Genomic DNA, 21,133 nt, shown 5'->3' on the forward strand with positions numbered 1-21,133 from the left:
ACAGCATCCCCGCCACCCACATTATGGCCCTCATTTATACTTGGCCCTCGGTACACCGTTTTAGTGGGTGGCCCCCGCCGGATCCGATCCGGCGGGGCCCTCCCTCTTCTGCTGTTCGCGTCCCGCCTCCGCTAGTCGCGGCCGCCGATCAGGCCGGGCTCCAGGCTGATCCCGGGGAACGGGTTGCCCGGGGTGCCGCCGGTGGCGCCGCCCTGGTTCCCGCCCGTGGCTCCGGCGGCCGTCTGCCCGCCGGGGCGTCCGTCGCCGGGCTTGCCGTCGCCGCCGGGCTTCCCGGGCTTGGGCTTGTTCGGGTTCGGGTTCGGGTTGGGGTTCGGGTTGGGCCGGCCGCCGCCGTTGCCCGACGGGGTGTCGGCGATGCTGACGGTGTTGAAGCCGGGTGCCTCGCGGCCCGAGAGCGCGCCCGAGATCGCCTGCTTCCAGATCGGGCCGGGCAGCCCGCCGCCGTAGACCTTCTCGTAGTACTGGCCGCCGATGGTGATGCGCTCCATCGAGACCTGCTTGGAGCCGCCCGAGCCGACCCAGGTCGCGCCGGCCATGTTCGGGGTGTATCCGACGAACCAGGCGTTGAAGCGGCTGTCGGTGGTGCCGGTCTTGCCCGCGTTCTGCCGGTCGGTCAGGCCCGCGGCCGTACCCGTACCCGAGTCGACCACGCCGAGCAGCAGCGTGTTGATGGTGTCGGCGGTCTTCTGCGACATCACGCGTTCGCACTGCGACTTGGGGACCGTGAGTGCCTTGCCGTGCGAGTCGGTGATGGACTCTATGGCGACGGGCGTGCAGTAGACGCCCCGGTTGGCGAAGGTCGCGTACGCGTTGGCCATGGTCAGCGGGGACATGCCCTCGGTGCCGAGCGCGATGGCCGGGACCTCGGGCAGCTTGGTGCCGTCGGCGGGGATCACCCGGAGCTTGTTGGTCATCTGGGTCACGGGGCAGATCCCGGTCTCCGAGATCATCTGCACGAAGTAGGTGTTGACCGACTTGGCCATCGCCTCCTTCATCCCGAACGCGCCGAACTCGTCCTCCGACTCGTTGGGCACCCGCGCGTGCTCCGTGTTGATCCACGGCTTGTCACCGCAGGTCTGCACCGGGCTCGGGTACTCCATCTCCTGCGGGGTGGTGTACACCTGCGCGGCCGGCAGGCCGCGTTCCAGGGCGGACGCCGCGACGAACGGCTTGAAGGTCGAGCCGGTGGGGAAGCCGAAGTTCGACCCGCCCATCTGCTTGTCCACCGAGAAGTTGATCTGGGTCTCGTTCTTCCCGAAGCCGTACGGCTTGGACTGGCCCATCGCGAGGACCCGGCCGGTGCCCGGCTGGAGCAGGGTGACGGCGGTGGCGACCTTGTCGTCCTGGTCGACGTGGTCCTTGATCGACTCGTTCGTCGCGTCCTGCGACTGCGGGTCGAGGGTGGTGCGTACCGTCAGGCCGCCCTGGTTCCAGACCTTCGCCCGCTCCTCGCGCGTGTTGCCGAAGACCGGGTCGGTCAGGAAGGTGTTGCGGACGTAGTCGCAGAAGAAGCCCGCGCCCTTGACGGCGGTGATGCAGCCGTTCCTGGGCTTGGTCACCTTCAGCTGGACGGGCTTGGCCTTCGCGGCCTCGCCCTCCGCCTCGGTGATGTCCTTCATGTCGATCATCCGCTGGAGGACGGTGTTGCGGCGCTTCATCGCCTCCGCCGCGTCGTTCACCGGGTCGAACCGGCTGGGCGACTGCACGACTCCCGCCAGCAGCGCCGACTCCTCCAGGGTCAGGTCCTTGGCCGGCTTGCTGAAGTACCGCTGCGCGGCGGATTCGATTCCGTACGCCTGCTGCCCGAAGTACGTGATGTTGAGGTAGTTCTCGAGGATCTTCTTCTTCCCGAGCTCCTCCTCGACCTGGATCGCGTACTTCAGTTCGCGGATCTTGCGGCCGAGGCTCTTCACCTGTGCTTCGCGCACCTTGGTCTCGTCGTCGCCCGCTTCTTCGACGAAGACGTTCTTCACGTACTGCTGCGTGAGCGTCGACGCGCCCTGCGCGGCGCCGCCCTCCTGCGCGTTCTGATTGACCGCGCGCAGGATGCCCTTGAGGTCGACCGCGCCGTGCTCGTAGAAACGAGAGTCCTCGATCGCGACGATTGCCTTCTGCATGTACGGGGAGATGGCCGTGAGCGGGACCACCTGCCGGTCACGTGAATAGACGGTGGCGATCAAGCCACCTTCGGAGTCCAGAATCGTGGTGCGCTGGCTCAGCGGCGGCGTCTTGAGATTGGCCGGGATCTCGTCGAATCCTTCGACGGTTCCCTTGGCCGCGAGTCCCAGGGCGCCGGCGCCCGGGATCGCGATACCCGCAAGTACAACTCCGGAGAGAACGGACACCCCGAGGAACTTGGCGGCCTGCTGTGGCCCCGTGAGCCCGCCGCCCGAGCGCTTCTTTCCCATGGAGGGCAGCCTACGTTCTCATTCACCGGACACGCGCGAATGCCTTGGCCTAAGCTGTCTCCAACTGTCACAGCAGTGCGGTGCGACATCAACCCCTCGGCTTGATTTTCACCCCTCCCGAATGGGTTGGACTCATGTCCGAATCCCGCCCCCTGTTGCCCCGATGATCCGCCGATTCCACCCGAATCGCCGGAATGGTCGGGCATGTCGCCGGATCACTCCGTCGGGTGATCTGCCGCTTACCCATAGTCCGTTCGGACCATTCAAGATTGGGCCCGTCGGGGGTGTTGCACTGTGCCCACCTTCCGTAACGTCCTCAACTGGCAGCGGTGAATATGCCGCTACCGCCGTGGGGGAGCCTCGATTCGGGAGAGGACGGCGCCGGGATGGGCTGGGTTACCGACTGGAGTGCGCAGGCAGCCTGCCGCACTACCGATCCGGATGAACTATTCGTTCAAGGAGCGGCACAGAACAGGGCCAAGGCGGTGTGCACCGGATGTCCGGTGCGGACCGAGTGCCTGGCCGACGCGCTCGACAATCGTGTCGAGTTCGGAGTGTGGGGCGGAATGACCGAGCGGGAACGACGTGCGCTGTTGCGCCGGCGTCCCACCGTCACCTCGTGGCGACGATTGCTCGAAACCGCCCGCACGGAGTACGAACGCAGTACGGGCATCCTCACCGGGGATGTCGATGTGGAGATCGACGTTCCGTACGAGACGTACGCGGCGGCCGGGTAGATCACCCGGACGCGCACGTACGGTACGAACGCTCACGCTCCGGCCGGAACCCCGGCCGCGAGTCGCTCTCCGATGGCCCGCAGCCCGGCGAGGTCGTGTACATCGCCGGGCAGGGCGGCCACTTCGGCCACCGCCACCTCGGGGTGCAGCGAGGTGAACCGATCGCGTGTGCGCTGTTCACGCGAGATCACCTGCATGCGCTCGGCATGCAGGCGCAACAGCCCTGCCGTGATCTCGTCCACGTCGGGGGAGCCGTCGTCGGCGGAGTCACGAAGTCCAGCTTTCCCGGACTCCTGATCGACAATGCCGCCTTCTTCAAGATTCTCTGCGGCCGCCAACGCCCGCTCCGCGGACAGCTGGTCGGCCCCGCTGCCGTGCACCCGGTTCAGCACCAGCCCGGCCAGCGGCATCCGCTCCGCGGCCAGCCGGTCCACGAAGTACGCCGCCTCGCGCAGGGCGTCCGGTTCGGGCGCCGCCACCACGAGGAAGGCCGTACCGGGAGCCTGCAGCAGCCGGAAGGTCGCGTCGGCGCGCGTGCGGAAACCGCCGAACATCGTGTCCATGGCGGCCACGAAGGTCTGCACGTCCTTCAGCAGCGAGGCGCCCATCAGCTTGCTGAGCGTGCCCGTCATCATCGACATGCCGACATTGAGGAACTTCATCCCCGCCCGGCCGCCCACCTTCGCCGGAGCCATCAGCACCCGGATGAACTTCCCGTCCAGGAACGACCCGAGGCGCTTCGGCGCGTCCAGGAAGTCCAGCGCGGACCGGCTCGGCGGCGTGTCCACGATGATCAGGTCCCAGTCGTCCCGGGCCCGCAGCTGGCCCAGCTTCTCCATCGCCATGTACTCCTGCGTGCCCGCGAAACCGGCCGACAGGGACTGGTAGAAGGGGTTGGCGAGGATGGCCTCGGCCCGCTCGCCGTCCGCGTGCGCCTCCACGATCTCGTCGAAGGTCCGCTTCATGTCCAGCATCATGGCGTGCAGTTCGCCGTCGCTCCCCACCCCCGCGACCCGGCGCGGGGTGTTGTCGAGCGAGTCGATCCCCATGGACTGGGCGAGCCTGCGCGCCGGGTCGATGGTGAGCACCACCGCCTTGCGCCCGCGCTCCGCCGCCCGTACCCCGAGGGCCGCCGCGGTGGTGGTCTTGCCGACCCCGCCCGCGCCGCAGCACACGATGATCCGCGTCCCGGGATCGTCCAGCAGCCGGTCGACCCCGAGCCGCGGCGGGGCTTCGAGTCCGGTCGCGCCCGGCACCCTCTCGGTCATGCGTCGCCCACCTGCTTCCGCAGCTCCGTGGCCAGCCCGTAGAGCCCGGCCAGATCCATCCCCGTGCCGAGCAGGGGGAGTTCGTACGCCGGCACGTCCAGCTCCTCCAGTACGGTGCGCTGCGCGCGCTCCAGCTCGACCCGGCTCGCGTGCTCGACGGCCTGGGTGAGCAGCGGGTCCACCAGCCGCTCGGCCAGCCCGCCGCGCCGGGCGCCGCCGAGGCCGGCCCGGGACAGCGCCTTGGCCACGTCGGCGCGGCGCTCGCCGGTCGCGGCGCGCAGGGCGTCCTCGTCGAGGTGGTGCGGCCGGACCATGTTCACGACGACCCGTCCCACGGGCAGCCCCGCCCCGCGCAGCTCCGCGATCCCGTCGGCGGTCTCCTGTACGGGCATCTCCTCGAGCAGCGTGACCAGATGGACCGCCGTGTCGGGGGACTTCAGCACCTGCATGACGGACTGCGCCTGGTTGTGGATCGGCCCGAACCGGGCCAGCCCCGCCACCTCGTCGTTGACGTTCAGGAACCGGGTGATCCGCCCGGTCGGCGGGGCGTCCATGACCACGTGGTCGTAGACGTACCGGCCGGCCTTGTCCTTGCGGCGTACCGCCTCGCACGCCTTGCCGGTCAGCAGGACGTCCCGCAGCCCCGGCGCGATGGTCGTGGCGAAGTCGATGGCGCCTAGCTTCTTGAGCGCGCGGCCGGCCGACCCGAGCTTGTAGAACATCTGGAGGTAGTCGAGCAGCGCCCGTTCCGCGTCGATGGCGAGCGCGAACACCTCCCCGCCGCCCGAGGCGACGGCGATCTTCCGTTCCTCGTACGGGAGCGCCTCCGCACCGAAGAGCTGTGCGATCCCCTGCCTGCCCTCGACCTCCACCAGAAGAGTCCGCCTGCCCTCGCGTGCGAGGGCGAGCGCGAGTGCCGCGGCGACCGTGGTCTTGCCGGTGCCGCCCTTGCCGCTGACCACCTGGAGCCTGCTCACAGCGCCCGAGCCTAATTCCTCCGGGGCGGCGGCGGTGGTGGCGGGGGCCCGCACGGCAGGCACTACGCTCGCTCCCATGACCAAGAAGTTCGAATACGCGACGGTCCCGCTGCTGGTCCACGCCACCAAGCAGATCCTGGACACCTGGGGCGAGGACGGCTGGGAGCTCGTCCAGGTCGTGCCCGGGCCGAACAACCCCGAGCAGCTGGTGGCCTACCTCAAGCGGGAGAAGGCATGAGCGGCGCCGTAGAAGCGAAGCTGGCCGAGCTCGGCCTGACCCTGCCCGAGGTCGTCCCGCCGCTGGCCGCGTACCAGCCGGCCGTGCGGTCGGGCGCGTACGTGTACACCGCGGGCCAGCTCCCGATGGTCAAGGGCAGCATGCCGGTCACCGGCAAGGTCGGCGCGGAGGTCTCGGCGGAGCAGGCCAAGGAGCTGGCCGCCGTGTGCGCGCTGAACGCCCTGGCCGCGGTGAAGTCGGTGATCGGCGATCTCGACAAGATCGCGCGTGTCGTGAAGGTCGTCGGCTTCGTCGCCTCGGCCCCGGACTTCACGGGCCAGCCGGGCGTGCTGAACGGTGCGAGTGAGCTGCTGGGCCAGGTGCTCGGCGAGAAGGGCGTCCACGCCCGCAGCGCGGTCGGCGTGGCGGTCCTGCCGCTGGACGCACCGGTCGAGGTCGAGTTCCAGGTCGAACTGACCCCGGACGCCTGACCCCCACCGCTCGCGAAGATCAGCCCCGTCGGCGATTGAGGCGCGGGGGTCTGGGGCAGAGCCCCAGGTCCCCCGCCGCGCGGGGACCGTGCTGCCGGGGGCCCTCGAACATCGGACCGGATGGCCGTAGCATCCGGCCATGCCGAATGGTCAGGAACGCCAGCCGCCCCAGGACCCCACCACCCCCGGAGGGCAGTGGTACCCGCCGGAGTGGCCGGACCGCATCCGCGCCCTGGCCGACGGCACCCTCACCCCCGTCCCGCCCAAGCGCGCAGCGACCGTCATGCTGCTGCGCGACACGCCCGCAGGCCCCGCCGTGCACATGCTGCGCCGCCGCACCTCCATGGCCTTCGCCGGCGGCGCGTACGCCTACCCCGGCGGCGGGGTCGACCCCCGCGACGAGGACCACCGCATCGGCTGGGCGGGGCCGAGCCTGGACGCCTGGGCCGCCCGCCTCGGTACCGACGCCCGGGCCGCCCAGGCGATCGTCTGCGGTGCGGTCCGCGAGACCTTCGAGGAGTCCGGCGTCCTGCTCGCCGGCGAGAGCGCGGACACCGTCGTCGGCGACACCACCGCCGAGGACTGGGAGGCCGACCGCCGCTCCCTCGTCGCCCGCGAGCTGTCCTTCGCCGAGTTCCTCGACCGCCGCGGCCTCCTGCTGCGTTCCGACCTGCTCGGTGCGTGGGCCCGCTGGATCACCCCGGAGTTCGAGCCGCGCCGCTACGACACCTGGTTCTTCGTCGCCGCCCTCCCCGAGGGCCAGCGCACCCGCAACGCCTCCACCGAGGCCGACCGGACCGTCTGGATCCGCCCCGCGGACGCCGCCGCCGGCTACGACAAGGGCGAGCTGCTGATGATGCCGCCGACCGTCTCCACCCTGCGCTCCCTGGAGCCGTACGCGGGCGCCTGCGACGCGCTCGCCGCGGCCGCCGGGCAGGACCTGACCCCCGTTCTCGCCCGGGCCGCGCTGGAGGACGGCGAACTGGTGCTGAGCTGGCCGGGGCACGACGAGTTCACCAAGCGAGTGCGCCCGGGAGGCCCCGCATGACCGACGCCGCCGCCCTGCCGGGCCAGCCCCGCGGAGTGGTCGCCTCCGGGCCCGCCACCGCCCGCGCGGTCAACATCCTGGCCCCGAACGCCTCCGCCATGACCCTGGACGGCACCAACACCTGGCTGCTGTCCGAGCCCGGTTCCGACCTGGCCGTCGTCGTCGACCCCGGCCCGCTGGACGAGACGCACCTGCGTGCCGTCATCGCCGCCGCCGAGGAGGCCGGCAAGCGGGTCGCCCTGACCCTCCTCACCCACGGCCACCCCGACCACGCCGAGGGCGCCGCCCGCTTCGCCGAGCTGACCCGTACGAAGGTCCGCGCCCTCGACCCCGCCCTGCGCCTGGGCGACGAGGGACTGGCCGCCGGGGACGTGATCCGCACCGGCGGTCTGGAACTGCGCGTGGTTCCCACCCCCGGCCACACCGCCGACTCGCTCTGCTTCCACCTGCCGGCCGACCGGGCGGTCCTGACCGGCGACACGATCCTGGGCCGGGGCACCACCCTCGTGGCCCACCCCGACGGCCGCCTCGGCGACTACCTCGACTCGCTGCGCCGGCTGCGCTCGCTCGCCGTCGACGACGGGGTGCACACGGTGCTCCCGGGCCACGGGCCGGTCCTGGACGACGCCCAGGGCGCGGTCGAGTTCTACCTGGCCCACCGTGCCCACCGCCTCGCGCAGGTGGAGACGGCGGTGGAGAACGGTTTCGGCACCCCCGAGGCGGTCGTCGCCCATGTCTACGCGGACGTGGACCGCTCGCTGTGGCCGGCGGCGGAGTGGTCCGTACGGGCGCAGCTGGAGTACCTGCGCGAGCACGGCCTGATCCCCGGTGGCCCGGTGGAGTGACCCGGGGCTAGCCCCGGGGCGTCTTCGTTCCGTGCCGGGCGGTGTACTCGTCCGCGAGCCACGGCCCGAGGTCCTCGATGTACCCGCGCAGGACGGCCGGGTCGGCGACCGGCTCCAGTGCCACGGCGGCCGCGGCCCGCATCTGCGCGGCGCGCTCGGGGTAGTACAGGCCGAAGATCTCCGCGGACTCGGACAGATCGCTGGTCCAGCCGCCCCACCGGGGCATGACCAGGGTGAACCCGGTCCGCACCAGACGCCGCGCGAAGGCCCGGCCGAGCGTGCGGTACTCCTCGGGCGTCGCCGCGGCAGCGGCCCTGGCACGCCAGCGCGGGAGCAGCGCGGACAGGTCGCCGTTGGTCTCGCGGGCGAGCAGGCTGTCCGGGCGGTACCGGGGCAGGTGCTCGGCCAGGTCCGCCCCGAGCAGCGGGGTGCACAGGCAGGCCAGGAACCAGCCCAGGTCGTAACGTTCCTGCTCGCTCAGCAGGCGGTCCTTGCCGTACAGCAGGACGCCCACCCCGTCGATCTCGGCGAAGTCCTGGCCGAGCCCGCGCCCCAGCACTTCGGCGGTGTCCCGGTCCTGGTCGCCGGGCTCGTGGTGCAGGGCGAGCAGCAGGTCTAGGTCGGACCGCCCGGGCCGGGCGGCGCCGCGCGGCAGGGACCCGTACAGGTACGCGCTGTGCAGCCGCCGCCCGTACGCCTCACCGATCCGCTCCCGTGCGGCCGCGACGACGGGCGCGAACTCCGGCTGGATCCGCCCGAGGGACCCTTCGCGCTCGAAGTACCCGTAGGCGTCCAGCCCTCTGCGCTCCATGGGCCCACTGTGCCTGGCCGCCTGGCGAAATTCAGCCTCGCCGGCGTTCGGGGCGCGGGGGCCCGGGGGCGGAGCCCCGCAGAGGCGCCGCGTCCGGACACACGAAGGCCCCGCCCGGGGTACGGGCGGGGCCTTCACGCAACCGAAGCCAAGGGCGTCAGCGCGACCGCTTCGCCAGCCGCTCCACGTCCAGCAGGATCACGGCGCGGGCCTCCAGGCGGAGCCAGCCGCGCCCCGCGAAGTCGGCCAGGGCCTTGTTCACGGTCTCGCGCGACGCGCCGACGAGCTGGGCCAGCTCCTCCTGCGTCAGGTCGTGCACGACGTGGATGCCCTCCTCGGACTGCACGCCGAAGCGGCGCGACAGGTCCAGGAGCGCCCGGGCCACGCGGCCCGGCACGTCGGAGAAGACCAGGTCGGACATCTGGTCGTTGGTCTTGCGCAGGCGCCGGGCGACGGCGCGCAGCAGGGCGGTGGCCACCTCGGGCCGGGCGTTGAGCCACGGCTGGAGGTCGCCGTGGCCGAGGCCGAGCAGCTTGACCTCGGTGAGGGCGGTGGCGGTGGCGGTGCGCGGGCCCGGGTCGAAGAGCGACAGCTCGCCGATCAGCTCGCCGGGGCCGAGGACGGCCAGCATGTTCTCGCGGCCGTCGGGGGAGGTGCGGTGGAGCTTCACCTTCCCCTCGGTCACGACATACAGCCGGTCACCGGGGTCGCCCTCGTGGAACAGGGCGTCACCGCGTGCGAGGGTCACCTCGCCCATGGAGGCGCGGAGCTCCGCGGCCTGCTCGTCATCGAGCGCCGCGAAGAGCGGGGCGCGCCGCAGAACGTCGTCCACGAGTCTCTCTCCTATGTCGACCAGCTCAGGGGACCGGTCTCCCATTTTGCCGGACGGCTCAAACAGTGCGATCAATCACTACTAAGGATGCCGGACGTACGCGTGTGCTGTGCGGTGAGAGACCAATCGGGGTGGTGTTACCTGAGGTCCGGACGGGTGTCAGCGGCCGGCCTTAGGCTGGCCGGGTGTCCAACAAGCCGGTGAGAGCACAGGCCAAGGGGTCCGCGGGAGTAACGGCGGCCCATAATTCAGCCGTGGGCGAACAAGCCCTCGTGGAGGTGTCCCGGAAGGTGTCACCGCCGCCCCAGGGCAAAGGTTCAGCCAAGAAACCACCCGCGAAACCCGCCGCGGCCAAGGTGGCCGTCGGCGCTCCGGCCAAGGCCGCCAAGCCCGAATCCCGTCTGGCCATGATCCGCCGGGCCCGCCGCATCAACCGCGAATTGGCCGAGATCTATCCGTACGCCCATCCGGAGCTCGACTTCCGCAATCCCTTCGAGCTGCTGGTCGCCACCGTCCTGTCCGCGCAGACCACCGACCTGCGCGTGAACCAGACGACGCCGGCCCTCTTCGCCGCCTACCCGACCCCCGAGGACATGGCCGCGGCGGCCCCGGAGGCCCTGGAGGAGATCATCCGGCCGACCGGGTTCTTCCGGGCGAAGTCCAAGTCCCTGCTCGGCCTCTCCCAGGCCCTGCGCGACAACTTCGGCGGCGAGGTGCCGGGCCGGATCGAGGACCTGGTGACCCTGCCCGGAGTCGGCCGCAAGACCGCCAATGTCGTCCTAGGCAATGCCTTCGGGGTCCCGGGGATCACCGTGGACACCCACTTCGGGCGGCTGGTGCGCCGCTGGAAGTGGACCGAGCAGGAGGACCCGGAGAAGGTCGAGGCGGAGATCTGCGCGATCTTCCCGAAGAGCGAGTGGACGATGCTCTCGCACCGCGTCGTCTTCCACGGCCGCCGGACCTGCCATTCGCGCAAGCCCGCGTGCGGCGCCTGCGCGATCGCCCCGCTCTGCCCGGCGTACGGGGAGGGCGAGACCGACCCGGAGAAGGCGAAGAAGCTGCTGAAGTACGAGAAGGGCGGCCAGCCGGGCCAGCGCCTGAGCCCGCCCCCGGACTACCCGGGCCTCCCGGCCCCGCCGCTGGGCGGGCGGGCGGCGCCCCCACAGCCGTAGGCAGGGGCCGCAGGCCGTAGGAACGAATCGGTACCCGGACCGCGTTTGGGCGGTGTGGGAGACGGTGTTGGCAGAAGAACGGGGACAGGGGTGCCTATGTCGCGCGGTACGCAGGACGGGACCACGACGGGAGCCCGGGAGGGCAGTGATGTGGCCGTCACCAGCGACGGCCTGCCCGGCTGGCTCGACCCCGTCGTGGAGGCCGCGCGGACCGTCCGGCCGACCCAGCTCAGCCGGTTCCTGCCGCCCGAGGACGGCCGCGGCCGCCAGTCCGCCGTACTGATCCTCTTCGGCGAGGGCCCCCGGGGTCCCGAGCTGCTGCTCATGGAGCGCTCCGGGAGCCTGCGTTCGCACGCCGGCCAGACCTCCTTCCCCGGCGGCGCGCTCGACCCCGAGGACGGCGACCCGCACACCACCGGCCCGCTGCGCGCCGCGCTGCGCGAGGCCGAGGAGGAGACCGGCCTCGACCCGGCCGGCGTACAGCTCTTCGGGGTGCTGCCCCGCCTCTACATCCCGGTCAGCGAGTTCGTCGTGACCCCCGTCCTGGGCTGGTGGCGCGCCCCCAGCCCGGTCGGCGCCGTGGACCTGGCCGAGACGGCCCGCGTCTTCACGGTCCCGGTGGCCGATCTCACGGACCCCGAACACCGGGTCACCGTCGTCCACCCGGGCGGCTACCAGGGCCCGGCCTTCGCCGTGGAATCGGCTCTGGTCTGGGGCTTCACCGCCGGGGTGATCGACCGGATCCTGCACTTCGCCGGATGGGAGCGGCCGTGGGACCGATCACGTCAGGTCCCGCTCGACTGGCGCGCATGAGACGGTGGCCCACGTGAACGTGCTGGACATCCTGTTGCTGCTCGCGGCCGTGTGGTTCGCGATCGTCGGCTACCGCCAGGGGTTCGTCGTCGGCATCCTGTCGGTGATCGGCTTCCTCGGCGGTGGTCTCGTCGCCGTGTCCCTGCTGCCCCTGATCTGGGACCGGGTGACCGACAACGGCACCCAGGTGTCGACCACGGTCGTCGTCATCGCCGTCGTCGTGATCATCATCTGTGCCTCGATCGGACAGGCCCTCACCACCCACCTGGGCAACAGGGTCCGACGCCACATCACATGGTCCCCGGCCCGCGCGCTCGACGCGACCGGCGGCGCCCTGGTGAACGTGGTCGCGATGTTGCTGGTGGCCTGGCTGATCGGTTCGGCGCTCGCCGGGACCTCACTGCCGACGCTCGGCAAGGAAGTCCGCAATTCCAAAATCCTCCTCGGCGTGTCGCGGGTCCTCCCGGCCCAGGCGAACACCTGGTTCTCGGACTTCAGTTCCACCCTGGCGCAGAACGGCTTCCCGCAGGTCTTCAGCCCGTTCTCCAACGAACCCATCACCGAGGTCAAGGCGCCCGACCCGGCGCTCGCCCGCAGCCCGGTCGCCGAGCAGGCCAAGCGCTCGATCGTGAAGGTCGTCGGCACCGCGCCCGGGTGCAGCAAGGTGCTGGAGGGCACGGGCTTCGTCTTCGCGCCCGGCAAGGTGATGACCAACGCGCATGTCGTCGGCGGTGTCGGCGAGCCGACCGTGCAGATCGGCGGCGAGGGCAAGCTGTACGACGGCAAGGTCGTGCTCTACGACTGGGAGCGCGACATCGCCGTCCTGGACGTGCCCAAGCTGAAGGCGCCCGCGCTGGAGTTCACCGACAAGGACGCGGCGAGCGGCAGTGACGCCATCGTCGCCGGCTTCCCGGAGAACGGCGCGTACGACGTCAGGTCGGCGCGCGTACGCGGTCGGATCAACGCCAACGGCCCGGACATCTACCACCGGGGCACCGTCCGACGCGACGTCTACTCCCTGTACGCGACGGTCCGCCAGGGCAATTCCGGCGGCCCGCTGCTCACGCCCGACGGCAAGGTGTACGGGGTCGTCTTCGCGAAGTCCCTCGACGACCCGAACACCGGCTACGCCCTGACGGCGGACGAGGTCCGCGACGACATCCGCATCGGGAAGACCGCCGACCGGCGGGTGGACAGCCAGGGCTGCGCCCTCTGAGCCGTACGGGCGAGGCGGGGTGCACGGGCCGTGCGGGCCGGTGCCACCCGGCCCCAGCCGCTCCTACGTGCGCTGGTGCCGGAGCCTGGCCGAGACCCAGCGGGCCCGGCGGCGCAGGATGAGCGGAATCCCGAGTCGGGGGTCGTGGCCGTCCCGGCCCGCCCTCTCGTGGGTGCCCGGCGTCACTGCCGAGCGTCGTTCGTGTGCGGTCTCACCGTAGTCGTGCGTCCAGCTCATACTCCGAGCTGTGCCCGGGCCCCAAGGTCCGTAATCGCGTTGGAGGCGGCCAATTGGCCTATGCGCCAGGCAATTGAATGCTTGTCATATGGACGCACGAGTGATCCACGAGCCGCTCAGCGGTCCGGCTCGGGGTCCTTCAGCCAGTTGACCAGCTCGGTGGAGAAGGCGACCGGGTCCTCCTCGTGCGGGAAGTGCCCCAGACCGTCGAACAGCCGCCAGCGGTACGGGGCTTCGACGTACTCCCCGGATCCGGCCGCACTGCGCGTACGCATCACCGGATCGAGCGAGCCGTGCAGGTGCAGCGTCGGCACCCGCACCGGCCGCTTCATCCGGCGGTTGAACTGCAGCCCGTCCGGCCGGGCCATCGACCGCATCATCCAGCGGTACGGCTCGATCGAGCAGTGCGCGGTGGACGGGATGCACATCGCCCGCCGGTACACGGCCAGCGCCTGCTCGTTGTCGGCGTCCCCGTCCTCCCGCAGCCGCGGCCCCGACCAGTCCCGGATCAACTGCGCGACGAGCGCGCCGTCGTCGGCGACCAGCTGCCGCTCGGGGACGAACGGCCGCTGGAAGCCCCAGATGTGCGAACTGGCGCGGGTCTGCCCGAAGTCCGCCAGCATCGCCGAGCGCCAGCGGCGCGGGTGCGGCATGGACGAGACCACCAGGCGGCGCACCAGCTTGGGCCGCATGACGGCCGCGGTCCAGGCGAGGTAGCCGCCGAGGTCGTGCCCCACCAGCGCGGCGTCCGGCTCGCCGAGGGACCGTACGACCCCGGTGATGTCGAGCGCCAGGTTGGCGGGGTCGTAGCCGCGCGGGGTGCGGTCGCTGCCGCCCACACCGCGCAGGTCCATCGCGACCGCCCGGTACCCGGCGTCCGCGAGCGCCACCAACTGGTGCCGCCAGGTCCACCAGAACTGCGGGAAGCCGTGCAGGAGCAGCACCAGCGGCCCGTCACCGAGTTCGGCGACGTGGAACCGCGCCCCGTTGGCCGCGACATCCCGGTGCGTCACCGTTCTCCCGCCGGGCACGTCGATCCTGACCGCCGAGGCGGCAGTGGGCGGAGTGCTGGAGTCCGGCGGGGGAACTGTCATGAAGACGAGCGTGCCACACCCACGGCCTTGTCAGTCACCGGCCGCGGATGCGGCTTGACGGTCCCGACGAGCGCCGCGGTCTGCTTGACCGATTCGATGGTCTTCGTCGGCGGCTTGACCTTCTTGAACTTCACGACGGCGAGCAGCCCGGTCAGGCCCGCGAGCAGCCAGAACGCCCCGCCGACGATGAGGAAGGACCAGGCGAGCCCGAGCCCGAGGTTATGGATCCCGTAGGCCGCGGCGAAACTCAGTACGGGCAGGGAGAAGAGCAAGAGCACCCCCGCGACGATGGCGGCGCCACTGCCGATCCCCGCACGCTTGACGTCCTGCTTGATCTCCACCTTGGCGAGGGCGATCTCGTCGTGCACCAGGGCGGACATCTCGGCGGTGGCCGAGGCGACCAGCTGGCCGAGTGTGCGCTCGGCTCCCTGCGCCCCTTGGTCCACTGCGCTCATCGCTCTCTCCCTCTGTCGTCCGTCGGCGACGGCTGTGCTCCGTCGGTCCTGCCTCAGTCAGATCATGCCGGACGGTCGCCCTCGGTGCTGGACCCGGCTGCCGCCCGGGCCGCGGCGCCCGCCGTCTTCTCGGCCCTGCGCCGGTGCTCCGCGGCCTTCTCCTCGTGGATCCTCGCCATCCGCAGGTGGTACTCGGGCTTGTCCTCCTCGTAGACGTCCGGGATGCCGTCGTGGTCCTCGTCGCGCTCCTCGGCCTCGGTCAGGGCCCTGTACTTGCGGTTGCGCAGCTTGAGCATGAAGCAGGCGAAGACCGCGGCGATGAACGAGCCGATCAGGACGGCGGCCTTGACCTCGTCGGTGAGGGCCTGGTCGCCGGTGAAGGCGAGCTCGCCGATCAGCAGGGACACGGTGAAGCCGATGCCGGCGAGCGAGGCCACGGCGAACACGTCCGGCCAGGCGAGGTCCTCGTTCAGCTCGGCCTTGGTGAAGCGGGCGGCCAGCCAGGTGCCGCCGAAGATGCCGACCGTCTTGCCGACGACCAGGCCGAGGACCACGCCGAGGGTCTCGGGCCGGGTGAAGACCTGCCCGATGGAATCGTCGGAGAGCGAGACCCCGGCGGAGAGCAGCGCGAAGAGCGGCACCGCCAGACCGGCCGAGATCGGCCGGAAGAGGTGCTCGATGTGCTCGCCGGGGGAGTGCTGCTCGCCCTCCCTGCGGGTGCAGCGGAGCATCAGGCCCATGGCGACGCCGGCGATGGTGGCGTGGACGCCGCTGTTGTACATCAGGCCCCAGATGACCAGGGCGAGCGGGATGTAGACGTACCAGCCGCTCACGCCCCGGCGGAGCAGGAACCAGAAGAGGGCCAGGCCCACGACCGCGCCGCCGAGCGCCAGGAAGTTGATCTCATTGGTGAAGAACACCGCGATGATCATGATGGCGAAGAGGTCGTCGACGACGGCGAGGGTCAGCAGGAACGCGCGCAGGGCGGACGGCAGCGAGGTGCCGATGACCGCGAGGACGGCGAGGGCGAAGGCGATGTCGGTGGCGGTCGGGACCGCCCAGCCGCCCAGTGAGCCGTTGCCGAGGATGTTGACCAGTACGTAGACCAGCGCGGGCACGGCCATTCCGCAGACGGCGGCGATCACCGGGAGCGCGGCTGCCTTGGCGTCGCGCAGGTCGCCCGCGACGAGCTCGCGCTTGAGCTCGATGCCGGCGACGAAGAAGAAGATCGCGAGCAGGCCGTCGGCCGCCCAGTGCTGGAGCGAGAGGTTCAGGCCGAGGGAGGCGGGGCCGATGTGGAAGGACTGGCTGCTGCCGTAGCTGTCCGAGATGGCGGGGATGTTCGCCCATACCAGGGCGGTGATCGCGGCCAGGAGGAGCAGTACGCCGCCGACCGTCTCGGCGCGCAGGGCGTCGGCCACGAAGCGGCGCTCGGGCAGGGACAGCCTGCCGAGGAGCTTGCGGTTCGGGCTGTCGGTGGGGTTGGGCGCGGCCACGGGGGGCACCTCCGGGGTGGGTTGGACGGCATGGCGAAGCACGTTGCCGACCAGACTTCCCGGCGCACCCTGTGGAGCAATTCTTTACGCTCTTAATACTTTACAGGGTGCACGCAGGGGCGTATCCGGTGATCATCACTTTAAGCGCGAAAGGGGCATCCGGCGCGCGGCGCCGAATGCCCCTCCCGCCGTGTCCTGCCGGTCTCAGTCCTCGCTGCCGGCGGCCGGCAGCTTGCTCTGGATCAGGTCCATCACCGAGGAGTCCGCGAGCGTGGTGACGTCACCGACCGCGCGGTTCTCGGCGACATCGCGCAGCAGCCGCCGCATGATCTTGCCCGAGCGGGTCTTCGGCAGCTCCTGCACCGGCAGGATCCGCTTCGGCTTCGCGATCGGGCCCAGCGTGGCGCCCACGTGGTTGCGCAGTTCCGCGACCAGGGTCTCGGTCTCGGAGGCGCTGCCGCGCAGGATGACGAACGCCACGATGGCCTGGCCGGTGGTCTCGTCGGCGGCGCCGACCACGGCCGCCTCGGCGACCGAGGGGTGCGAGACGAGCGCCGACTCGACCTCGGTGGTCGAGATGTTGTGGCCGGAGACCAGCATCACGTCGTCCACACGGCCGAGCAGCCAGATGTCGCCGTCGTCGTCCTTCTTGGCACCGTCACCCGCGAAGTACTTGCCCTCGAAGCGCGACCAGTAGGTGTCGATGTACCGCTCGTCGTCGCCCCAGATGGTGCGCAGCATCGACGGCCACGGCTCGGTGAGGACCAGGTAGCCGCCACCGCCGTTGGGCACCTCGTTCGCCTCGTCGTCCACCACGGTGGCGCGGATCCCGGGCAGCGCGCGCTGCGCCGAGCCCGGCTTCGTCTCGGTGACACCGGGCAGCGGGGAGATCATCATCGCGCCGGTCTCGGTCTGCCACCACGTGTCCACGATCGGGCAGCGGTCGCCGCCGATGTGCTTGCGGTACCAGATCCAGGCCTCGGGGTTGATCGGCTCGCCGACCGAACCCAGCACGCGCAGGCTCGACAGGTCGAACTTCGCGGGGATGTCGTCGCCCCACTTCATGAACGTACGGATGGCCGTGGGCGCGGTGTAGAGGATGGTGACGCCGTACTTCTGCACGACCTCCCAGAACCGGCCCTGGTGCGGGGTGTCCGGCGTGCCCTCGTACATGACCTGCGTGGCGCCGTTCGCGAGCGGCCCGTAGACGATGTACGAGTGCCCGGTCACCCAGCCGATGTCGGCGGTGCACCAGTAGACGTCGCTCTCCGGCTTCAGGTCGAACACCGCGTGGTGGGTGTACGCGGCCTGCGTGAGGTAGCCGCCCGAGGTGTGCAGGATGCCCTTGGGCTTACCCGTGGTCCCCGAGGTGTAGAGGATGAAGAGCGGGTGCTCGGCGTCGAAGGCCTGCGGCGTGTGCTCGGCGGACTGGCGGCCGACGAGGTCGTGCCACCAGATGTCGCGGCCCTCGGTGAAGGCGGTGTCCTGGCCGGTGCGCCGTACGACGAGGACGTGCTCGACCTGCGGGCACTTGCCGACGGCCTCGTCGATGGCGGGCTTGAGGGCCGAGGGCTTGCCACGGCGGTAGCCGCCGTCGGCGGTGATGACCAGCTTGGCGTCCGCGTCCTGGATGCGGGAGGCGACGGCGTCGGCGGAGAAACCGCCGAAGACCACCGAGTGCGCGGCGCCGACGCGGGCGCACGCGAGCATCGCGACGACCGCCTCGGGGATCATCGGGAGGTAGACGGCGACCCGGTCGCCGGCCTGGACACCGAGCTCGGTGAGGGCGTTGGCGGCCTTGGAGACCTCGTCCTTCAGCTCGGCGTAGGTGATCGAGAGGCTGTCGCCGGGCTCGCCCTCGAAATGGAGGGCGACGCGGTCGCCGTTGCCGGCCTCGACGTGGCGGTCCACGCAGTTGTACGCGACGTTCAGCTTGCCGTCCGCGAACCACTTCGCGAAGGGCGGGTTGGTCCAGTCGAGCGTCTCGGTGGGCTCGACGTCCCAGGTCAGGCGCCGCGCCTGCTCGGCCCAGAAGCCCAGCCGGTCCTCGTCGGCCTGTGCGTACGCAGCCCCTGTCACATTGGCAGCGGCGGCCAGGTCGGCAGGAGGAGCGAACCGACGCTCCTCCTTCAACAGGTTGGCCAGGCTTTCATTGCTCACGACATCTCCCTTTCCCAGGGTGTCCGTTGTGTCCCCGGGCATAGCTCATCAGTCACAGGGCCTGGTGGCAAGGGGTGGCCGGAAATTGGTTTAGACCTATACCACGCCCACTGCCCTTCACGTGCGAGTGGCCCCTTCCCGCTGCAGGGTGCGGGAAGGGGCCACTCCGTGGCACGGATACGGGAGATTATCGGTTCAGGCGTGCTGGCCGACGCTGTCGAACACGCGGCAGTCGAAGAAGTCCTCGCCCCCGGAGAGCAGGTACGCCTGCGCCTCGCCCACGTGGAAGTACATCCCGTGCAGCTCCAGCGTGCCCTCGGCCAGCCGCCGGGCCACCGATTCGTGGGCCCGCAGGTGCTCCAGCTGCTGCACCACATTGGTCAGACACAACTGCTCCACGGCGTCCGCCGGGAGCCGGCCCGAAATGCGGGCCCAGGCGTGGTGGCGGCTGACCATCCGCTCCAGGCTGGGCAGCCCGTGCCGCAGCCAGCGGTGCAGCGGGGTCATCGGAGCCCCGGGGGAGGAGTTGAGCAGTGCCTGCATGGCTCCGCAGCCCGAGTGCCCGCACACGGTGATGCTGTCGACCTCGAGCACGTCCACGGCGTACTCGATGGCCGCCGCGACCGAGTCGTCCGTGGACTCCGCACCCGGCAGCGGTACGAGATTGCCGACATTGCGGACGGTGAACAGGTCGCCCGGGCCGCTGGCCGTGATCATGCTGGTCACCAGGCGGGAATCCGCGCAGGTGAGGAAGAGCTGCGAGGGCCGCTGCCCTTCGCGCGCGAGCCGCGCCAGCTCGTCCCGTACGCGGGGCGCGGTGTCCCGCTGGAAGGCGCTGATCCCGTTGGCCAGTTGACCGGCGCCCCGGCCCCGGCCGCGGGGCTGCGCCGGCGGGAGGGCCGAGGTGACAGCCGCCTCGTCGGCCTCGGGAGCCTCGGCGTCTGACCCGGTGCTCGTCTCGGTGCTCGTCTCGGCGCTCGCCCCGGTGCTCGTCGTACGGGGAACCGTGGGCCGGTGGTCGCAGTGGTTCTGCCAGGGTGTCCAGGGCCGGCAGCAGTGGTGGGCCCCGCGCTGGCCGCCCTCGGCCCCGGCTTCGGCCCGGGCCTGCTCGGCCTCGGCGATCCGGGCCCCCGAGCGTCCGGTGATCTCCAGCGAGCCTCCGTGTGCCAGATGGGAGTCCTGCCAGTCGTGCAGCGTCTCGTAGGCGGCGTGGTCGATGAAGGAGCCGTCGAGCTCGATGACCGCGTGCCCGTCGTGCGGGATCTGGTTCAGGACGCGGCTCAGCCGCGGTACCGCCAGGAAGGTCAACTGCCCGCGGGCCCAGACCCGGTGGACCCCGTCCAGCTCTTCAAGCGTGATCCGGGTCCGGGCGAGCCGGTGCAGCGCGAGCGCCACGGCCACCGCGATGCCGATGGCGACACCCTCCAGGACGCCGCCGAGGACCACGGCCACGATCGTCGTCGCGTAGACGAGGATCTCGCGGTGCCGGGTGACGGTGCGCACGTGCGTCGCGCTCACCATCTGCACCCCCACCACCATCACCAGCGCGGCCAGCGAGGCGAGCGGGATCAGGTCGAGGACCGGTACCAGCAGCCCGGCGGCGAGCAGGATCCACAGGCCGTGCAGGATGGCTGCCCGGCGGCTGACGGCACCGGCTCTGACGTTCGCGGCGCTGCGCACGGCCCCGCCCGCGACGGGAAGCCCGCCCAGCGCTCCGGAGACGACGTTCGCCGCGCCCTGTCCTCGGAGCTCGCGGTTGAGATCGGCGCGCGTCGGGCGGCTGCCCCTGTCCCACCCGGAGGCGATCAGCTTGTCGGTGGCGACGGCGGACAGCAGGGACTCCACACTGCCGACCAGCGTGACCGTCAGCACGGCGGCGATGATGCCGAGCACCGGCGCCTCGGGCAGCTCGGGCAACGCGTGGCTGCGCCAGGACGGCAGATCCACCCGGGGCAGTTGTAGCCCCGTCAGGGTCGCGAAGGCGGTGGCCACGGCGACTGCGGCGAGCGCGGCGGGCACCTTGCGCAGGCTCCGCCCGGCTCGCCCGGGCACGCGCGGCCAGCCGAGCAGCACGAGCAGTGTCAGGACGCTGACGCCGAGCGCGGCGGGATGCAGATCGGCCAACTGGGCGGGCAGACCGAGAACGTTGGCGAGGGCGGAGCTCTGCGGGGTGCCGCCGAGCACGATGTGCAGCTGGGCCAGTGCGATGGTCACCCCGATGCCCGCGAGCATGCCGTGCACGATGGCCGGGCTCACCATGAGCGCCGACCGGGCGGTGCGCAGGAACGCGAGCCCGAGCTGGCAGCAGCCGGCGAGCACGGTGATGGCGCAGGTGGTGCGCCATCCGTAGTGCTGGATCAACTCGGCGGTCACCACGGTGAGTCCGGTGGCCGCACCACTCACCAGGAGCGGTGCGCCGCCGAGCCGCCCGGCCACGATCCCCCCGGCGGCCGCGGCGACCAGCCCGGCCTGGAGCGGGGCGCCGGTGGCGAGCGCGATGCCGAGGGACAGCGGCAGGGCGATCAGGAAGACGGCGATGGAGGCGGAGAGGTCCGCGGGGAAGTCTTTGAGCTCTTTGGCCGGTGGGGCCGGGACTTGGGCCTGCTCCGGAACGGGGGCTGGGGATGGGGCTGGGGCTGTCATAGGTCCCGTCTCCTCGGTGGGAGGGATGAAGCGGCGGGAGGGATGAAGCGGCGGATTCTCAACACTCGGTAAATGGATGGTAATGGAGAGTAAAGAGTCGTGGGGGGTAATGAGGGCAAATGGCCCATGAATTAGCACGCGGGGGTGATTAATCATTTAGTCCGGCTTGTCATACCTTCCTTAAACCGGACC

Annotated in this window: 19 protein-coding genes; 8 read left to right on the top strand and 11 right to left on the bottom strand. The window is 71.0% G+C overall.

Annotated features, from left to right (window positions below):
* Positions 1-131: 131 nt before the first annotated feature.
* A complete protein-coding gene (locus ACFWB8_RS03845) occupies positions 132-2,429 on the bottom strand; it encodes a transglycosylase domain-containing protein (RefSeq protein WP_385222053.1) in 2,298 nt (765 codons plus the stop codon).
* Between the two features lie 386 nt (positions 2,430-2,815).
* Here ACFWB8_RS03845 and ACFWB8_RS03850 point away from each other — a divergent pair, with 386 nt between their 5' ends.
* Positions 2,816-3,166, top strand: a complete 351-nt coding sequence (locus ACFWB8_RS03850; protein ID WP_365923624.1) for a WhiB family transcriptional regulator — start codon at positions 2,816-2,818, stop codon at positions 3,164-3,166.
* A gap of 32 nt (positions 3,167-3,198) precedes the next feature.
* Here ACFWB8_RS03850 and ACFWB8_RS03855 read toward each other — a convergent pair whose 3' ends face one another.
* Together ACFWB8_RS03855 and ACFWB8_RS03860 are read right to left on the bottom strand one after the other, a co-directional pair.
* Positions 3,199-4,434, bottom strand: coding sequence for an ArsA family ATPase (locus tag ACFWB8_RS03855; protein WP_385222057.1), 1,236 nt, complete (start codon positions 4,432-4,434; stop codon positions 3,199-3,201).
* The gene (locus ACFWB8_RS03860) at positions 4,431-5,411 is read right to left on the bottom strand and encodes an ArsA family ATPase (RefSeq protein WP_385222060.1); all 981 of its coding nucleotides are present in this window, start codon (positions 5,409-5,411) and stop codon (positions 4,431-4,433) included. Before ACFWB8_RS03860 ends, ACFWB8_RS03855 begins: the two co-directional genes overlap by 4 nt.
* A gap of 76 nt (positions 5,412-5,487) precedes the next feature.
* Between ACFWB8_RS03860 and ACFWB8_RS03865 the strand changes: the two genes are divergently transcribed.
* The 4 genes from ACFWB8_RS03865 to ACFWB8_RS03880 all read left to right on the top strand — a co-directional run bounded on the left by ACFWB8_RS03865 (position 5,488) and on the right by ACFWB8_RS03880 (position 8,012).
* Positions 5,488-5,649, top strand: a complete 162-nt coding sequence (locus ACFWB8_RS03865) for a DUF4177 domain-containing protein (protein ID WP_007264966.1) — start codon at positions 5,488-5,490, stop codon at positions 5,647-5,649.
* Entirely contained in the window at positions 5,646-6,119 is a 474-nt protein-coding gene (locus ACFWB8_RS03870) for a RidA family protein (protein WP_385222063.1), read from the top strand. Before ACFWB8_RS03865 ends, ACFWB8_RS03870 begins: the two co-directional genes overlap by 4 nt.
* A gap of 139 nt (positions 6,120-6,258) precedes the next feature.
* Positions 6,259-7,167 carry an NUDIX hydrolase gene (locus ACFWB8_RS03875; protein ID WP_385222066.1) on the top strand — a complete coding sequence of 303 codons (909 nt, stop codon included), beginning with the start codon at positions 6,259-6,261 and terminating at the stop codon, positions 7,165-7,167.
* Positions 7,164-8,012, top strand: coding sequence for an MBL fold metallo-hydrolase (locus ACFWB8_RS03880; protein WP_385222068.1), 849 nt, complete (start codon positions 7,164-7,166; stop codon positions 8,010-8,012). The genes ACFWB8_RS03875 and ACFWB8_RS03880 overlap by 4 nt, the downstream gene beginning before the upstream one ends.
* A 7-nt stretch (positions 8,013-8,019) precedes the next feature.
* Here ACFWB8_RS03880 and ACFWB8_RS03885 read toward each other — a convergent pair whose 3' ends face one another.
* Complete coding sequence (locus ACFWB8_RS03885) at positions 8,020-8,823, bottom strand: nucleotidyltransferase (protein WP_385222071.1); 804 nt, start codon at positions 8,821-8,823, stop codon at positions 8,020-8,022.
* Between the two features lie 157 nt (positions 8,824-8,980).
* Entirely contained in the window at positions 8,981-9,655 is a 675-nt protein-coding gene (locus ACFWB8_RS03890) for a Crp/Fnr family transcriptional regulator (RefSeq protein WP_003981529.1), read from the bottom strand.
* Positions 9,656-9,909: 254 nt separating this feature from the next.
* On the opposite strand from ACFWB8_RS03890, the gene nth reads away from it, so the two are divergent.
* From nth to ACFWB8_RS03905, 3 genes are all read left to right on the top strand, one after another.
* Positions 9,910-10,827: an endonuclease III gene (nth, locus tag ACFWB8_RS03895; RefSeq protein ID WP_385222074.1), complete on the top strand. Its 918-nt coding sequence runs from the start codon at positions 9,910-9,912 to the stop codon at positions 10,825-10,827.
* 96 nt (positions 10,828-10,923) lie between these two features.
* On the top strand, positions 10,924-11,640 hold the full coding sequence (locus ACFWB8_RS03900; RefSeq protein ID WP_385222077.1) for an NUDIX hydrolase: 717 nt from the start codon (positions 10,924-10,926) through the stop codon (positions 11,638-11,640).
* Between the two features lie 13 nt (positions 11,641-11,653).
* Positions 11,654-12,856 carry a MarP family serine protease gene (locus ACFWB8_RS03905; RefSeq protein ID WP_385222079.1) on the top strand — a complete coding sequence of 401 codons (1,203 nt, stop codon included), beginning with the start codon at positions 11,654-11,656 and terminating at the stop codon, positions 12,854-12,856.
* Positions 12,857-12,919: 63 nt separating this feature from the next.
* On the opposite strand, the gene ACFWB8_RS03910 is transcribed toward ACFWB8_RS03905, so the two are convergent.
* The 6 genes from ACFWB8_RS03910 to ACFWB8_RS03935 form a co-directional block, all read right to left on the bottom strand.
* Positions 12,920-13,093, bottom strand: a complete 174-nt coding sequence (locus tag ACFWB8_RS03910) for a hypothetical protein (RefSeq protein ID WP_385222082.1) — start codon at positions 13,091-13,093, stop codon at positions 12,920-12,922.
* 116 nt (positions 13,094-13,209) lie between these two features.
* Complete coding sequence (locus tag ACFWB8_RS03915; protein ID WP_385222084.1) at positions 13,210-14,187, bottom strand: alpha/beta fold hydrolase; 978 nt, start codon at positions 14,185-14,187, stop codon at positions 13,210-13,212.
* On the bottom strand, positions 14,184-14,642 hold the full coding sequence (locus ACFWB8_RS03920) for a phage holin family protein (protein WP_385222086.1): 459 nt from the start codon (positions 14,640-14,642) through the stop codon (positions 14,184-14,186). Before ACFWB8_RS03920 ends, ACFWB8_RS03915 begins: the two co-directional genes overlap by 4 nt.
* Positions 14,643-14,704: 62 nt before the next feature.
* Positions 14,705-16,138 (bottom strand): Na+/H+ antiporter NhaA, encoded by a 1,434-nt coding sequence (gene nhaA / locus ACFWB8_RS03925; RefSeq protein ID WP_385222089.1) that lies wholly within the window; start codon positions 16,136-16,138, stop codon positions 14,705-14,707.
* 204 nt (positions 16,139-16,342) lie between these two features.
* Positions 16,343-18,340 carry an acetate--CoA ligase gene (gene acs / locus ACFWB8_RS03930; protein ID WP_385222092.1) on the bottom strand — a complete coding sequence of 666 codons (1,998 nt, stop codon included), beginning with the start codon at positions 18,338-18,340 and terminating at the stop codon, positions 16,343-16,345.
* 153 nt (positions 18,341-18,493) lie between these two features.
* Positions 18,494-20,941, bottom strand: coding sequence for a SulP family inorganic anion transporter (locus ACFWB8_RS03935; RefSeq protein ID WP_385222094.1), 2,448 nt, complete (start codon positions 20,939-20,941; stop codon positions 18,494-18,496).
* Positions 20,942-21,133 lie beyond the last annotated feature (192 nt).

The sequence above is a fragment of the Streptomyces sp. NPDC060031 genome, assembly GCF_042736805.1.
In the GTDB taxonomy this organism is placed as follows: domain Bacteria; phylum Actinomycetota; class Actinomycetes; order Streptomycetales; family Streptomycetaceae; genus Streptomyces.

Bases quoted from the DNA above. Each gene is read 5' to 3' on its own strand.
- ACFWB8_RS03845 (WP_385222053.1), bottom strand. From the start codon at position 2,429: ATGGGAAAGAAGCGCTCGGGCGGCGGGCTCACGGGGCCACAGCAGGCC.
- ACFWB8_RS03850 (WP_365923624.1), top strand. From the start codon at position 2,816: ATGGGCTGGGTTACCGACTGGAGTGCGCAGGCAGCCTGCCGCACTACC.
- ACFWB8_RS03855 (WP_385222057.1), bottom strand. From the start codon at position 4,434: ATGACCGAGAGGGTGCCGGGCGCGACCGGACTCGAAGCCCCGCCGCGG.
- ACFWB8_RS03865 (WP_007264966.1), top strand. From the start codon at position 5,488: ATGACCAAGAAGTTCGAATACGCGACGGTCCCGCTGCTGGTCCACGCC.
- ACFWB8_RS03870 (WP_385222063.1), top strand. From the start codon at position 5,646: ATGAGCGGCGCCGTAGAAGCGAAGCTGGCCGAGCTCGGCCTGACCCTG.
- ACFWB8_RS03875 (WP_385222066.1), top strand. From the start codon at position 6,259: ATGCCGAATGGTCAGGAACGCCAGCCGCCCCAGGACCCCACCACCCCC.
- ACFWB8_RS03880 (WP_385222068.1), top strand. From the start codon at position 7,164: ATGACCGACGCCGCCGCCCTGCCGGGCCAGCCCCGCGGAGTGGTCGCC.
- ACFWB8_RS03885 (WP_385222071.1), bottom strand. From the start codon at position 8,823: ATGGAGCGCAGAGGGCTGGACGCCTACGGGTACTTCGAGCGCGAAGGG.
- ACFWB8_RS03900 (WP_385222077.1), top strand. From the start codon at position 10,924: ATGTCGCGCGGTACGCAGGACGGGACCACGACGGGAGCCCGGGAGGGC.
- ACFWB8_RS03910 (WP_385222082.1), bottom strand. From the start codon at position 13,093: ATGAGCTGGACGCACGACTACGGTGAGACCGCACACGAACGACGCTCG.
- ACFWB8_RS03915 (WP_385222084.1), bottom strand. From the start codon at position 14,187: ATGACAGTTCCCCCGCCGGACTCCAGCACTCCGCCCACTGCCGCCTCG.
- ACFWB8_RS03920 (WP_385222086.1), bottom strand. From the start codon at position 14,642: ATGAGCGCAGTGGACCAAGGGGCGCAGGGAGCCGAGCGCACACTCGGC.
- acs (WP_385222092.1), bottom strand. From the start codon at position 18,340: ATGCCCGGGGACACAACGGACACCCTGGGAAAGGGAGATGTCGTGAGC.
- ACFWB8_RS03935 (WP_385222094.1), bottom strand. From the start codon at position 20,941: ATGACAGCCCCAGCCCCATCCCCAGCCCCCGTTCCGGAGCAGGCCCAA.